Consider the following 14,310-nt stretch of genomic DNA (forward strand, 5'->3'; position numbering starts at 1 on the left):
TGACAAGCGTTATAGAAACAACGAGTAAAGGACAACATCTCTAATGCTTTTAAAATTTCCTTTTCGGTAAATATTCTTACGATGGGTATCTACCGTATTTTTAGAAATGTATAATTCAGCACTAATTTCATCACTGGTTAAACCATCGGCCATGTGCTTAATAATTTCAGTTTCGCGTCTTGTAAATACACCTTTTTTTATTTCAAATGTCTTTTTCATGTGGTACACTCGTTTACCAAGCTTTACCAAAGTGCTGTTATCTACGATTTCTAACTCCATACTTCAAAATTTTTGGTTTCCTCTAAATTCCTTTAATAGCAATGGTTTACAAAATATTTGTCGTGAATGAAAATTCAAATGTCGTGAATAACATACCCGTTAGAGGGTATTTCTTACAACTACTAATTATCTATTTTGCTTTAGGTTATTCCATATTTTTGAGAAGTGAAAAAATTACTAGATAACATTGATTCTCCAGAAGACCTAAAACAACTATCTCAAGGTAGTTTAATTGATTTAGCCAAAGAACTTAGAGAATTTATCATAAATATAGTTGCTACCAAAGAAGGACATTTGGGTGCCGGTCTTGGCGTAGTAGAACTAACCATAGCATTGCATTATGTGTTTAACACACCTACAGACAAACTAATTTGGGATGTGGGTCACCAAGCATATGGTCATAAAATCTTAACTGGACGAAAAGAAATATTTAAAACCAATCGCCAATTAGGTGGAATAAGTGGTTTTCCAAAACGAGATGAAAGTAGTTATGATGCTTTTGGCACTGGTCATAGCTCATCTTCTATATCTGCAATTTTAGGCATGGCGTTGGCCTCACAACTTAAAAACGAACACCATAAGCATATTGCGGTTATTGGTGACGCCTCCATAGCTAGCGGTATGGCATTTGAAGCATTAAATCATTTAGGAGAAACCAATGCCGATGTTCTGGTTATTTTAAATGATAATGCCATTGGTATTGATCCCAGTGTAGGAGCGTTAAAAAAATACCTAACTAATGTAAAAAAGGGTACTGCTAAAGAAGAAAACATTTTTGAATGTTTAAATCTGTCATATTCTGGACCAATTGATGGTCATGACTTAGACCATTTAATAACTGAACTACAGCGACAAAAAGAATTAAAAGGTCCCCGATTATTGCATCTAATAACAACTAAGGGTAAAGGTTTACAAAAGGCAGAAGAAGACCAAGTAACTTACCATGCACCCGGAAAATTCAATTCTAAAACAGGTGAAAAAATCACTTATAGTGGAGAAAATCATCCTCCTAAATTTCAAGATGTATTTGGCCATACCATAGTTGAATTGGCACAATCCAACAAAAAAATTGTAGGTATCACACCTGCAATGCCTACGGGCAGTTCTTTGAAATTTATGATGCAAAAGTTTCCAAATAGAGCATTTGATGTGGGTATAGCTGAACAGCATGCAGTAACATTGGCAGCTGGCATGGCTGCGGAAGGGCTGTATACCTACTGTAATGTATATTCTACTTTTCTTCAACGAGGTTACGACCAAATAATACATGATGTAGCCTTACAAAAACTACCCGTGATTTTTTGTTTGGATAGAGCTGGGTTGGTTGGTCAAGACGGCCCTACACACCATGGGGTTTACGATATTGCCTATTTACGTTGTATTCCAAACATTACAATTTTTTCTCCACGTAATGAGGTGGAACTTCGAAACATAATGTATACAGCTCAACTAGGTCTAAATAACCCAATAGCAATTAGATACCCTAGAGGTAGAGGAAGTATATTAAATTGGCAACAGCCGTTTTCCAAAATAGAATTAGGCACTGGTGTAACCTTACGAGAGGGAAAGAAAATTGCCTTTTTAACCATAGGCCCAATTGGTAATATTGTTATAGAACTAGCAGAAAAATACAATTTGGGTCATTATGATATGCGTTTTGCAAAACCTTTAGATAGCGAATTATTATTACAAATTTTTGATAAATATGATTACATAGCTACTCTAGAAGACGGTTGTAAAATTGGGGGTTTTGGTGCTTCAATTGTAAATTTTGCAAATGAAATGAACCAAACCAAAAACATAACCGTATTTGCCATAGAAGATTCTTTTATTGAACATGGCACAATTAAAGAATTGCATGAAATTTGCGGCCTAACAAAACAAAATTTAGAAGAATACATTGAAACCATCTAAAAACATTTGGCGTTTATTGCTATTGCCTTTTTTTGCGATAGGATTTATGCAAAACCTTGAAGCACAACAACCACAGGTTTTAGACAGCCTTAAAAAACAACTCGATAGCGTAAAAATTGACACTATTGTAATTCGTTGGCCTCAGAATAAAATTAATGTAGAAGCAAGAGGCATTGAACGTGTTAACGTTAACCCTAACAAAATTTTAAAAAATTCTAAACCTTTAGACGAAAAGTTTAAACGCTTTGTGCCTTTTTCATTTTGGGACTCCGAAAACCAATTCAGCTTAAATATTAATGAAGTTGCTTTTGTGAACTGGAATGCCGGTGGAGACAATTCCATATCAGGGCTAGCAAATCTCAATTTTACTCGTAATTATAAATTCAATAAAGTTTCTTGGTCTAATGAGTTAAGACTTAGATATGGCGTAAATGTACAAGAAGGCCGAAGTCTGCGTAAAACTGATGATTTTATACGATATACTTCTGTTTTTGGCTACAGAAAAGATACTATAACGCCTTGGTATTTTTCTGTCAAGTTTAATTTTAACACCCAATTTTCTAACGGTTATAAATATCCTGATAGAGATAATCCTATATCTTCATTTATGGCACCCGGTTATTTGTTTTTAGGGGGTGGAGCTACCTTTATGCCTGAAGGAAAAAAATTTAACCTATACATTTCACCATTAACCCAAAAAGCCACTTTTGTTTTAGATGAAGCGCTTTCCAACCAAGGAGCATTTGGTGTTGACCCAGGAGAAAATACTTTTATGGAACTTGGTTTTTTAATTACAAATACTTGGGAGAAAGAAATTCTCAAGAACATTTTAATGAAACATCGTTTGAATTTGTATACAGACTACCTTAAAAGTTTTGGAAATATTGATGTTGACTGGGAGATGAGTTTTAACTTAAAGGTAAATGATTACGTTAGTGCAAACATAGGAACCCATTTAATATTTGATAACGATATTAAGTTTGATGAAGTTACTGCTGATGACGGTACTGTAATTGACCCTGGTATTGCCAAAATTCAGTTTAAACAATTACTTGGAGTAGGTTTTGTTTATAAATTCTAAAGATGGTTACCCGTAACCATACCATTAAGATTTACTGCAGCACCATCAGATAAACTTGCCACAAAACAACTAGCTTCTAATAGAATGGTATATAAGTCCATATCGGCAATAGTATCTAATTTTAACCCGCATGTTTTTAAAAGCAATTTATCATAATTAGAGGTATTCTCATTTTTAGCATTTAACATAGCTGTTGTTATGGCATCTAATAAATTGGAAATTATTTTATACCCCGCTAATTCTTTTTCTATAACTTCATTAGATTGATACACCTTTTCAACGCAGAGTTTAATAATATCACTTATTTGGGGTTCAAATTTACTTTTGTCTAGTAAAGCGTGTTCAAATTCACCCTTTAAAATAGCTTCTTCATTCGCAAGAAAAATAGTGGCCGCATCATTTACCAAATTACCTATTGCTAGAGCTCGTAAATAACTCAATCTATCCTTAGCATTAGAGATTTGATTATACTTTTTAGTATCAATAGTGTCTTTAACCAGGTTAATTAAATACTCTAAAGCATAGTCTTGAGAAATCAATCCAAGATTTATTCCGTCTTCAAAATCAATAATGGTATAACAGATATCATCTGCTGCTTCAACCAAAAACGTAAGAGGGTGGCGGTGAAAACGATCTCCTTCTGGTGTTTTCTGCAAGAGTCCCAAATCTTTAGTTAAATCTTTAAAAAATTCAGTTTGCGATTGAAAATATCCAAATTTTTTATCAGATATAGCCGTAGTTGGTTTTTTAGGTAAAGACGCTTTTGGATATTTTAAAAAAGCACCCAAAGTAGCATAACTTAATCGTAATCCACCAGATACACCATCTTTAGATTCTACCAATAATTTTAGTCCGTTAGCATTGCCTTCAAAATCTACTAAATCTTGATACTGAGGGCTGCTAAGCAATTCTTTAAACTGTTTGCCAGCACCATATTTAAAATAGGTGCCAATAGCTTTTTCTCCACTGTGACCAAAAGGTGGATTTCCAATATCATGAGCTAATGCAGCCGCCGCAACAATTGCTCCAAAATCATTGAATTTATACCCATATTCTGAAGTTAAAACTGGGTATTTTTGCAAAAGCTGTTTGCCAACTTTTCTACCTAAACTTCTTGCTACAACAGATACCTCTAAACTGTGAGTTAAACGTGTATGCACAAAATTTCTATTTACTGCACTTGCCACAGGCAATGGCATTACCTGCGTTTTATCTTGAAGACTTCTAAATGCTGAAGAAAAAATAACTCGGTCATAATCCACATCAAAACCTAGTCGTGTTTCATCTTGTGCTGAGCGATGTCTTTTTTGCGTATCTCCAAAACGTTTTAAAGAAAGTAGCTTTTCCCAGTTCATTAAATTCTCATATTTGTGGCTAAGATAACAACAGTTACGCAGGCTCAGTGAAGCAATTCACGTAGATTTGGTAACATTTTATTAACGTGTAAGCGGAATTATAGTATGAATTTTGCGTACTTTCAAAATCAACCATGGCAGAGAACATCTACATCTTTATGGTTATAGCATTAGCAATTCTTGCAATAACCGATCTTGTTGTTGGTGTCAGCAATGACGCTGTAAACTTTTTAAATTCGGCTTTAGGTTCCAAAGCTATTTCATTTAGAACCATAATGATAGTTGCCAGTATTGGTATTGCCTTTGGCGCTATGTCTTCTAGTGGTATGATGGAAGTTGCCCGAAAGGGGATTTTTAATCCAAGTGAATTTGTATTTGCAGAGATCATCATAATTTTTATGGCTGTAATGATAACCGATGTTTTGCTTCTAGACTTTTTCAACACACTTGGTATGCCTACCTCAACTACAGTTTCTATTGTATTTGAATTATTAGGAGCAGCCGTTGCTATGGCTTTAATAAAAACAGTTGGTACTGCTGGTGGGGTAGAGACCCTAGGAAATTATATTAACACGGCAAAGGCTACTGAAATTATCACGGGTATTCTACTTTCGGTCGCAATAGCATTTACCATTGGAGCCATAGTACAATTAATTTCAAGACTATTAATAACCTTTAACTTTAACAAACAACCAAAATACGTAAGTGCCATTTTTGGTGGCTTTGCTATAACCTCTATCGTATACTTTATTTTGGTTAAAGGCCTAAAAAGTGCTGAGCTTTTTAATGGTAACTTAACTGGATTCGCTGCTGAGAATCCAAGCTTATTTTTGCTAATAAATTTTGGTGTTTGGACCATTGTTTCTTGGGTACTTTCTACAAATTTTAAGGTTAACATTTATAGGGTAATTATCACGTTAGGAACCTTTGCACTAGCTATGGCATTCGCAGGTAATGATTTGGTGAATTTTATTGGTGTACCTATAGCTGCTTTACAATCGTTTCAAGATTGGCAAGCTTCAGGTATTGCAGCAGATGAATACACCATGGAAGGTTTAGCGGTAGCGGTTAGAACTTCTCCTTATTTATTATTATTGTCTGGTTTAATCATGATTGGTACCCTTTGGTTCTCAACTAAAGCTAGATATGTTACAGAAACAGAGATAAATCTTGCAAGAGAAGGTGAGGGAGAAGAACGTTTTCAACCTAATTTCTTATCTAGAATTATAGTAAAATTTTCAGTTATTGCGTTTGATAGTGTTTCGGCAGTATTTCCTAAAAGCGTTCACGAAAGTTTCAATAAACGCTTTGTTAAACCCAATGTTTACATTCCAAAAGGGAAACAACATGACCAACCAGCGTTTGATATGGTTAGAGCTTCTGTAAACTTAATGGTTGCCAGCGTACTTATTTCTATTGCTACATCAATGAAATTACCACTTTCTACAACCTATGTAACGTTTATGGTGGCTATGGGTTCTTCTTTGGCAGATAGAGCTTGGGGCTCAGAAAGTGCCGTATACAGAGTGGCTGGGGTATTGAATGTTATTGGCGGTTGGTTTTTTACCGCAATTTGCGCCTTTGTTGCTGCTGCTATAATTGCATACATAATTTATGCTGGAGGCATTTGGGGACTTTCTGTGCTGTTACTAATTGCTGCTGTACTATTAACCCGCAATTTTATGTCTCACAACAAGAGAAATAAAGAAAGTAAAGTAGAAGAGGTTTTAAGAAGGTCTGAAAGTAGTTCCATACAAGGTGTTATCAGAGAAAGTACTGCAACCATTGTGAACTTCGTTGAAAGAACCAACAAAATTTACACCCAAACAATTGATGGTTTAGCTAGACACAACCTTGATAATCTCAAAAAGAACAACAAGGATATCAATAAACTCACCAAAGAAATTGATAACCTGCAGAATAATATCTTCTATTTTATTAAAAATCTAGATGAATCTAGCGTCGGCGGAGCAAGTAACTTTTATATTAAGCTTTTATCCTTACTCCAAGATATGTCCCAGTCACTAGAATATCTTGCAAAATCTAGTTATAAACACGTAAATAACAATCACAAAAAGTTAAAATATAATCAGATAAAAGAATTAAAAGATTTAGACCAGCGTTTAGAAAGCTTACTTCAAAAAATTTCTACCACTTTTGAGAATAATAAATTCGACGACATTGCCGGTATTTTAAATACTAAGGATGAGCATTTGAACTTGGTCAATAGAAAGATTGAACAACAAATTGCTAGAACGCGAACCGAAGAATTAAGTCCTAAAAACACCACACTTTATTTTTCTATCTTAACAGAAAGCAACGACATTATTAAGACTACAATGAAGTTACTAGAGTTGTACTACACTGAGCATGATAGTTCTGTGGAACCAGCAAAAATTGAAAAATAACAACAATTAACATGATAGTTAGATTCTATTTTTTCTTGTTAATTTTTCTAGTATTCACTAAGATTACAGCCCAAGATATTAGTGGTTCTGAACTCCTTACTAAAGCCATTGCTTTTCACGACCCTAATAACAACTGGAGTACTTTTAATGATTCTTTTAAAGTGGTAATGAAAACTCCAAAAGGTAATGATAGACATAGTACCATTACTATCAATTTACCAAAACAACTTTTTAACTTAAACGTTGTTATTGCTGATGATTCGTATACTTATGCAATTGATAAAGACACATGCGCAGTAACCTTTAACGGTAATAGGTCTATACCAGAAAATGCAAAAGAAAAGTATGGTTTAAGTTGTGAGCGTGCTTCTATGTTTAAAAATTATTATACCTATCTATACGGCTTACCTATGAAGCTTAAAGACCCTGGAACCACTATTGATGAAAAAGTTGTAGCCAAGAATTTTAAAGGAAAAGAATATTTAGTGTTAAAGGTTACTTATGACAAGAAGGTAGGTGATGATACCTGGTATTTTTATTTTGACCCAATTTCTTATGAAATGAAACTTTATCAGTTTTATCATGATGAAAGTAAAAACGATGGGGAGTACATTTTGCTTGAAAGCCTAGAAACTATCAATGATATTAAAATGCCAAAAATTAGAAAATGGTATTATAACAGTGATGATACATTTTTAGGAACTGATATGCTTTCGAAGAACCTCTAATTACTTGTAAAAGTTCATTTCATCAATATAGTTCCAAACTGCAGCTGGCAACATAGGTCGGATGTTATTCCCCGCTTTAATAGCTTTACGAATAAAGGTTGATGAAATCTCAACTATAGGCGCATCTACCTTATAAATCTTAGCATGATTCATAAGCTCATGAGTTGTTTTACCATCAGAAATTCGTGGATATACTACCACTTGGTATTGGTCTAGAATTACCTCGTAATTCTTCCATTTATGAAAGTTTTTTAAGTTGTCTTCACCCATAATTAACGAAAACTGATATCCATCAGCATACTTTTCTTGTAAATGAACAAGCGTATCCACTGTATAGTTGGGTTGGGGTAAATTAAACTCAATTGTACTGGCTTTAAGCTTATCATAATCTTCAATAGCTTCTAACACCATTTGGTATCTATGATGATTATCTAAAAGGCTCTTTTTTACTTTAAACGGACTCTTAGGTGTGATAACAAACCAAACTTCATTTAAATCTGAAAATTCAGCCATATAATTGGCAATTATGAGATGACCAATATGAATGGGATTAAAGGTGCCAAAGTAAAGACCTACTTTTTTCATTCTTCTTCTAAACTGGGTATGCTGGCACCAACGTAATTAGCCACTAATTGATGGGCTTCATGTAAAGCAATGTCTAAATCGTAGTTTTTGATGATACTGTCAAACTGTGGTGCTGTTGCCATTTCAACCGAAGCCTTTGCCACTCGCATATTTATTTTGTCTTCGCTTTCTGTACTGCGTTTTTTTAAGCGAATCTTTAGCTCATCAACACTTGGTGGTTTCACAAAAACGGCTAAGGTTTCTTCAGGAAATTTCTTTTTAATTCGTAGACCACCAACCACATCAATATCAAAAATCACATTTTTACCTTCTGCCCATAAACGTTCAACCTCTGATTTTAACGTTCCGTAAAAGCAATCTCGGTATACTTCTTCCCATTCTAAAAAGTCATCATTTTTAATATGATTTTTAAACTCAGACTTGGTCATAAAGTAGTAATGCTCTCCGTCTTTTTCTTTTCCTCTTTTTGGTCTAGACGTTGCTGAAACTGAAAAGGCCAAATTAAGTTCTGGCTGCGCTAACAAATGTCTCACAATGGTAGTTTTACCACTGCCAGATGGCGCCGAAAATATGATAAGTTTACCTCCTTCTGTCATAAAACATTTAGCATTTGTTCTTTTATTTTTTCGAGCTCATCTTTCATTTGAACTACCAATTGTTGCATTGGCGCGTAATTAGCTTTTGAACCAATTGTATTGATTTCTCTACCTAATTCTTGACTTATAAAACCTAATTTTTTACCATTAGAATCACTGGTGTTTAGTGTTTCTTCAAAATAATTTAGATGATTATTCAAACGAACCTTTTCTTCGGTAATATCATATTTTTCAAGATAATAGATGAGTTCTTGCTCAAATCTATTTTGATCAACATCGGTTTTTAAATCAGATACGGCCTTTTCTAAGCGCTCTCTGATTGCGTCTAGCCGATTTTTATCCATGACTTCTACCTGAGAAAGTAATTCTCTAATAGCTTTAACTCTTAAAGAAAAGTCATCTTCTAGTACCTTACCTTCGGTTTGTCTAAAATCTTGAATTGCCTCTAAAGCCTTGCTCAATGTTGCTCTTATAGCACTTAACTCCTCCTCTTCTATTTCGTCTTTATCAGTAGTTAATGTATCTGGCATGCGAAGCGCTAATTCTAAAAGCTTAACATCATCTCCGCCTGCAATAGCCTTAAGTTCATCCATAAATTTAAGTACAACAGGGGTGTTAATAGAAGCTGAGGCCTCTTTACCCGTAAACTCAACAGAAAGTGTAAAATCAACTTTACCGCGCAGGAGAGCATCAGAAATTTGTTTTCTGAACTCCAATTCAAATTCGCGATAAACTTGAGGTAATCTTGCGGTTAAATCGAGATTCTTGCTATTAAGTGATTTTATCTCTACTGTGATTTTTTTAGAAGGCAACTGCATGGTGTGCTTTCCAAAACCCGTCATGGATTTAATCATAAGCTAATTTGGATTTGAACAAAGGTAAATAAAGCTAGCCTTAAAATGATTACATCCAAAGCTAGCTCTTAAATTTAATTTTCTAAATAAAGTTAGTACTACAACTCTCTAACCCAAATATTACGGTAGCTTACTCTACTATTATCTCCATGATCTTGTAAACGTAACGGACCTCTACCATGGGCAGGATTTTTAGGCCATCCTATATACGGTGTTGTTCCCTTAATTTCAACATGGTCTTGAACCAATACCCCATTATGAATAACTGTTAACGTACCTGACTTTATTTTGGCCCCATCATCATTGAATTCTGGTGCGTGATAAATAATATCATAAACATTCCAGTCACCCGTCTCAGAAGAAGCCATAGCTAAAGGTATGTGTTGCTTGTAGATAGATGCTACTTGACCATTTACATAAGTTGGATTGTCGTTATTGTCCAAAACTTGAACTTCATATAGATTGTTCAAGAAAATTCCACTATTACCCCTACTCTGGTTTTCACCTTGCACCTCTGCCGGTGAACGCCACTCAATATGTAATTGCACACTACCAAAGTTTTGTTTGGTTTGTATGTCTCCAGTTTTATTGGCCACGGTCATACTGTTATCATCATTTATAGTCCATTTGGCCGCGGTACTATCCAATGTACTAATCCAATTGTCTAAAGAACTACCATCAAATAACACAATTGCATCACTAGGTATACCTCTTTTAGATAGTGTTACCCTTGGAGGAACGGGCTCGTAAATTTCAGTTTCTTCGGGTTTTGTTGGTTCTTCACCTTGATATTCTTCGTAAACAATTCCTTCTACCGGTTTCTCCGCTTCTTCTAGAACAGTTTCTTTAGAGGCATTTGTATTACATGATGCAACTAAACCAAGTATTAGAAGCGATTTTATATAATTTTTCATTTTTATAATTGCTTGATTTTAATATTTCTGAATGCTACAACATCGCCATGGTCTTGCAATCCAATTTTACCTGTTTTATATGCACCAAAACCTTCCCAACCATTAAATTTAGAATCTTCAACCATTTGATCCCACATTTCTCCATGAACAGGAAATTTTACGATTTCTGTACCATTTAAATTTACAGTACCCTCGTTGGTTTTATGGTTAACTGTTAAAACACACGTATTCCATTCTCCCGCTGGCTTAACAACTTTTTCTGAAGGAGCAACCATATCGTACAAAGCCCCTGCCTGGTGCGTTGTACCATTTTTGGCATCTGGATGCCTTTCATCATCTAAAACCTGAATTTCTGGACCAGTTTCATAAGGTTGACCAAACTTTTCATCTTCATAAACGCCCCAAAATATTCCACTATTACCACCTTCTGCAATTTTCCACTCAACATGTAAAACAAAATTGGTATATGTTTTATTAGTAACAATGTTATAGCTTTCACCCTCTGGTCGATTACTTGGAGGGTAAAAAACTAAGGCCCCGTCTTCAATTTTCCATGGCTCAGTAAGCTCCCCGCCTCTATAATAGCTCCAATTATCAAAAGAAGTTCCATCAAATAAAACTTCCCATTGGTTTTCATCTGTTACAGTTTCAGTTGGTTCTTCTGCGGCCACCTCTTTTTTAGTTTCTTTTTGTTTACAGCTTACTATTGCTAAGGTTAGCAATAATATATATGTTAATCTCATAATCCTAGAATTCGTTTTAGTTTTTCAGTATCAGTTTCAGCGCCTGCAAAATCGTCAAAGGTTTTTTGAGTTGCTTCAATAATATGGTCCTGAATAAATTTAGCCCCTTCTCGGGCTCCTTGTTCTGGACTTTTGATACAACATTCCCATTCCATTACTGCCCAAACATCGCAACCGTATTGGGTCAATTTAGAAAATATGGTTTTAAAATCTATCTGGCCATCACCTAAAGAACGGTATCTACCGGCACGATCTCCCCAATCATTATAGCCACCAAAAGCTCCTTTTTTACCAGTTGGATTAAACTCTGAATCTTTTACATGAAATGATTTTATAAACTCATGATAATGGTCTATGTAAGCAATGTAGTCTAATTGTTGTAACACAAAGTGACTTGGGTCATAAAGGATGTTTACACGCTTATGGTTACCGGTAGCCTCTAAAAACCGTTCAAAGGTGTCACCATCATGAATATCTTCACCTGGGTGAACCTCATAACAAACATCTACTCCTTCCTCATCATAATGGTTCAATATAGGAAGCCATCTGTCTGCCAATTCTTTAAAGCCCATTTCTACAAGACCCGGTGGCCTTTGTGGCCAAGGATGTGCCGTATGCCAAAGTAAAGAGCCAGAAAAAGTAGCATGTGCCTTAATACCTAATCTACGACTAGCAGTTGCAGCCTTTTTAACCGTTTCTATTGCCCATTGAGTTCTTTCTTTAGGTTTACCATGTAATTCCGCTGGGGCAAAGTTATCGAACATAATATCATATGCAGGATGCACTGCTACTAATTGTCCTTGAAGATGAGTAGATAGCTCCGTAATTTCTAGACCATAAGAATTTACTTTCCCTTTGAGCTCATCACAATAATCTTGACTTTCTGCTGCTTTGTCTAAATCGATAAGAAAATTTTCCCATGTTGGGATTTGAATTCCTTTGTAGCCTAAATCAGCTGCCCATTTGCACATACCATCTAAAGAGTTAAATGGTGCTTTTGAATCAACAAACTGTGCCAAAAAAACAGCTGGTCCCTTAATTGTTTTCATAGGTGGTTGTATGTTATTTTTGTTTTTTTAACGTTATTAATACGAATTTGTCGTTTTAGACGACCGAACTTGAAAAATACTAAATACCCCCGAACCCAACAATTCAAAAATCATAAATTGATGATAAACAATTCGGTGGAAACACTTTGGAAACGATTTTTAGAAGCTAATCCTAAGTATGCCAAACAAGCTAAACCAAAATCTGGTTATTTTGGAGACAATGAAAAAGATGCTAATCAACTAGCAGAATTGGTTCAAAAAGATATTAAAAGAGCAACCTCACATTCGTTATTAGGCCTTCAATTTAGGAAAGAAGCACTACCCAAACTTAACGATACGTTTATTGTTACCAATTGGGATGGTGATGCTAAATGTATTGTAAAAACAACATCTGTAAAACTTATACCCTATTTTGGAATTCATGCTGAACATGCTAGATTGGAAGGCGAGGGTGACAAAAGTTTGGAATACTGGAAGCAGGTTCATTGGGATTATTATAACCGAGAATTGAAACCATTTAACAGAACACCTAGAGAAAGCATGATTATTGTTTTTGAACGATTTGAAAAAATATTTGAATAAAAAGAGCGGCATAAAGCCGCTCTTTTAGATTTCAGTTTAGTTTAAAATTTAGTCTAAGTTGACCCATGTATTACCGTTTTTGTGACTTTCAACGGTTGCTTCAATAAAATTCATTCCACGAACTCCATCACGCATTGTTGGATAAGCCCCATCATTTTGAGCTTCACCTCTAATGGCCCTGGCAGCGCCCAAATAAATATTTGCCATACTATCAAAAATACCTTCAGGATGCCCAGCAGGTAATTTGGTTCCATCTAAAGAAAATTCAGAATTATAGGCATGACCTGGTTTGTATACTTGTAGCGGTTTACCTTCTTCAAAAAAGTATAAAAAATTAGGTTTCTCTTGTTCCCAAACAAATCCACCTTTTTGGCCATAAATTCGTATTGCTAATCCATTTTCTTCACCGGTAGCTACTTGGCTACCACGAATAACACCTTTTACATGTTCTCCCATACGAATTAGCACAGTACCGTCAACATCCATTTGGTTGTCATCATATAGGTAGTTAAAATCACATAGTAAAGATTTAACTTCTAGTCCGGTAGTATATTCAACTAAATTAAAAGCGTGCACACCAATATCTCCCATACAAGAGCTAATTCCTGCTTTAGTAGGGTCTAATCGCCACACTGAAGAACGTTGCTCTTTATCATGTATAATTGGGTTAATCCATCCTTGATAATAACGTGCATCCACTTTATGAATTTTACCTAAAGCACCAGCTTTTATCATTTCGCGCATCTGGCGAACCATTGGATAACCGGTATAGGTATGGGTTAATGCAAAGACCTTACCTGATTTTTCATGAGAATCTTGTAACGACTTTGCCTCTTCTAAATTCATCGTCATTGGCTTTTCGCAAATCACATGAAAACCATTATCCAATAATTTTTTGGCCATCGGATAGTGCAAAAAGTTTGGCGTTTGAACCGAGCAAACTTGTATACGCTCATTTTCAGGAAGCTTTAATTCTTCCTCAATTAACGTTTCAAAATCTTTATAAATTCTATTTGTGGGAATATCAATGTGTTTTGCAAACTCCAGACTTACTTCATGGTCTGGATTAAAAACCGCCCCAACAATTTCATAGTTGTCATTTATTTGAGAAGCAACTCTGTGTAAAATTCCAATTAGAGATTCTCCTCCACCACCTAAAATTCCTAATCTGATTTTCTTTGGCATTGTTTACTTTATTTTTTTGATTAATAATTTTAATTGT

At 35.0% G+C, this 14,310-nt stretch carries 14 protein-coding genes; 5 read left to right on the forward strand and 9 right to left on the reverse strand.

Annotated elements, in window-relative coordinates; genetic code table 11:
- Window positions 1-9: 9 nt before the first annotated feature.
- Window positions 10-279 carry a response regulator transcription factor gene (locus tag H5V42_RS07375; RefSeq protein WP_185782499.1) on the reverse strand — a complete coding sequence of 90 codons (270 nt, stop codon included), beginning with the start codon at window positions 277-279 and terminating at the stop codon, window positions 10-12.
- Between the two features lie 165 nt (window positions 280-444).
- Here H5V42_RS07375 and H5V42_RS07380 point away from each other — a divergent pair, with 165 nt between their 5' ends.
- Both H5V42_RS07380 and H5V42_RS07385 read left to right on the forward strand, forming a co-directional pair.
- The gene (locus H5V42_RS07380; protein WP_185782500.1) at window positions 445-2,193 is read left to right on the forward strand and encodes a 1-deoxy-D-xylulose-5-phosphate synthase; all 1,749 of its coding nucleotides are present in this window, start codon (window positions 445-447) and stop codon (window positions 2,191-2,193) included.
- Window positions 2,180-3,274 (forward strand): DUF3078 domain-containing protein, encoded by a 1,095-nt coding sequence (locus tag H5V42_RS07385; protein WP_229665614.1) that lies wholly within the window; start codon window positions 2,180-2,182, stop codon window positions 3,272-3,274. The genes H5V42_RS07380 and H5V42_RS07385 overlap by 14 nt, the downstream gene beginning before the upstream one ends.
- Here the strand turns inward: H5V42_RS07385 and dgt are convergent.
- The gene (gene dgt, locus H5V42_RS07390; protein WP_185782501.1) at window positions 3,271-4,629 is read right to left on the reverse strand and encodes a dGTP triphosphohydrolase; all 1,359 of its coding nucleotides are present in this window, start codon (window positions 4,627-4,629) and stop codon (window positions 3,271-3,273) included. The two genes, H5V42_RS07385 and dgt, sit on opposite strands and share 4 nt — an antisense overlap.
- Window positions 4,630-4,763: 134 nt before the next feature.
- Between dgt and H5V42_RS07395 the strand changes: the two genes are divergently transcribed.
- Both H5V42_RS07395 and H5V42_RS07400 read left to right on the forward strand, forming a co-directional pair.
- Window positions 4,764-7,037 (forward strand): inorganic phosphate transporter, encoded by a 2,274-nt coding sequence (locus tag H5V42_RS07395; protein ID WP_185782502.1) that lies wholly within the window; start codon window positions 4,764-4,766, stop codon window positions 7,035-7,037.
- An 11-nt stretch (window positions 7,038-7,048) separates the two neighbouring features.
- A complete protein-coding gene (locus H5V42_RS07400; RefSeq protein ID WP_185782503.1) occupies window positions 7,049-7,765 on the forward strand; it encodes a DUF6503 family protein in 717 nt (238 codons plus the stop codon).
- On the opposite strand, the gene nadD is transcribed toward H5V42_RS07400, so the two are convergent.
- The 6 genes from nadD to H5V42_RS07430 form a co-directional block, all read right to left on the reverse strand.
- Window positions 7,766-8,350 (reverse strand): nicotinate (nicotinamide) nucleotide adenylyltransferase, encoded by a 585-nt coding sequence (gene nadD / locus H5V42_RS07405; RefSeq protein ID WP_185782504.1) that lies wholly within the window; start codon window positions 8,348-8,350, stop codon window positions 7,766-7,768.
- Window positions 8,347-8,946: a guanylate kinase gene (gmk, locus tag H5V42_RS07410; protein ID WP_185782505.1), complete on the reverse strand. Its 600-nt coding sequence runs from the start codon at window positions 8,944-8,946 to the stop codon at window positions 8,347-8,349. Before gmk ends, nadD begins: the two co-directional genes overlap by 4 nt.
- Complete coding sequence (locus tag H5V42_RS07415) at window positions 8,943-9,800, reverse strand: YicC/YloC family endoribonuclease (RefSeq protein ID WP_185782506.1); 858 nt, start codon at window positions 9,798-9,800, stop codon at window positions 8,943-8,945. Before H5V42_RS07415 ends, gmk begins: the two co-directional genes overlap by 4 nt.
- 98 nt (window positions 9,801-9,898) lie before the next feature.
- Complete coding sequence (locus H5V42_RS07420) at window positions 9,899-10,714, reverse strand: 3-keto-disaccharide hydrolase (RefSeq protein ID WP_185782507.1); 816 nt, start codon at window positions 10,712-10,714, stop codon at window positions 9,899-9,901.
- Window positions 10,715-10,716: 2 nt separating this feature from the next.
- A complete protein-coding gene (locus tag H5V42_RS07425; protein ID WP_185782508.1) occupies window positions 10,717-11,457 on the reverse strand; it encodes a 3-keto-disaccharide hydrolase in 741 nt (246 codons plus the stop codon).
- A complete protein-coding gene (locus H5V42_RS07430; protein ID WP_185782509.1) occupies window positions 11,454-12,506 on the reverse strand; it encodes a sugar phosphate isomerase/epimerase family protein in 1,053 nt (350 codons plus the stop codon). The genes H5V42_RS07425 and H5V42_RS07430 overlap by 4 nt, the downstream gene beginning before the upstream one ends.
- A 120-nt stretch (window positions 12,507-12,626) precedes the next feature.
- On the opposite strand from H5V42_RS07430, the gene H5V42_RS07435 reads away from it, so the two are divergent.
- A complete protein-coding gene (locus tag H5V42_RS07435; protein ID WP_185782510.1) occupies window positions 12,627-13,088 on the forward strand; it encodes an ASCH domain-containing protein in 462 nt (153 codons plus the stop codon).
- 48 nt (window positions 13,089-13,136) lie between these two features.
- On the opposite strand, the gene H5V42_RS07440 is transcribed toward H5V42_RS07435, so the two are convergent.
- Window positions 13,137-14,273: a Gfo/Idh/MocA family protein gene (locus H5V42_RS07440; protein ID WP_185782511.1), complete on the reverse strand. Its 1,137-nt coding sequence runs from the start codon at window positions 14,271-14,273 to the stop codon at window positions 13,137-13,139.
- Window positions 14,274-14,310 lie beyond the last annotated feature (37 nt).

Source organism: Croceivirga lutea (genome assembly GCF_014235875.1).
Taxonomy (GTDB): domain Bacteria; phylum Bacteroidota; class Bacteroidia; order Flavobacteriales; family Flavobacteriaceae; genus Croceivirga; species Croceivirga lutea.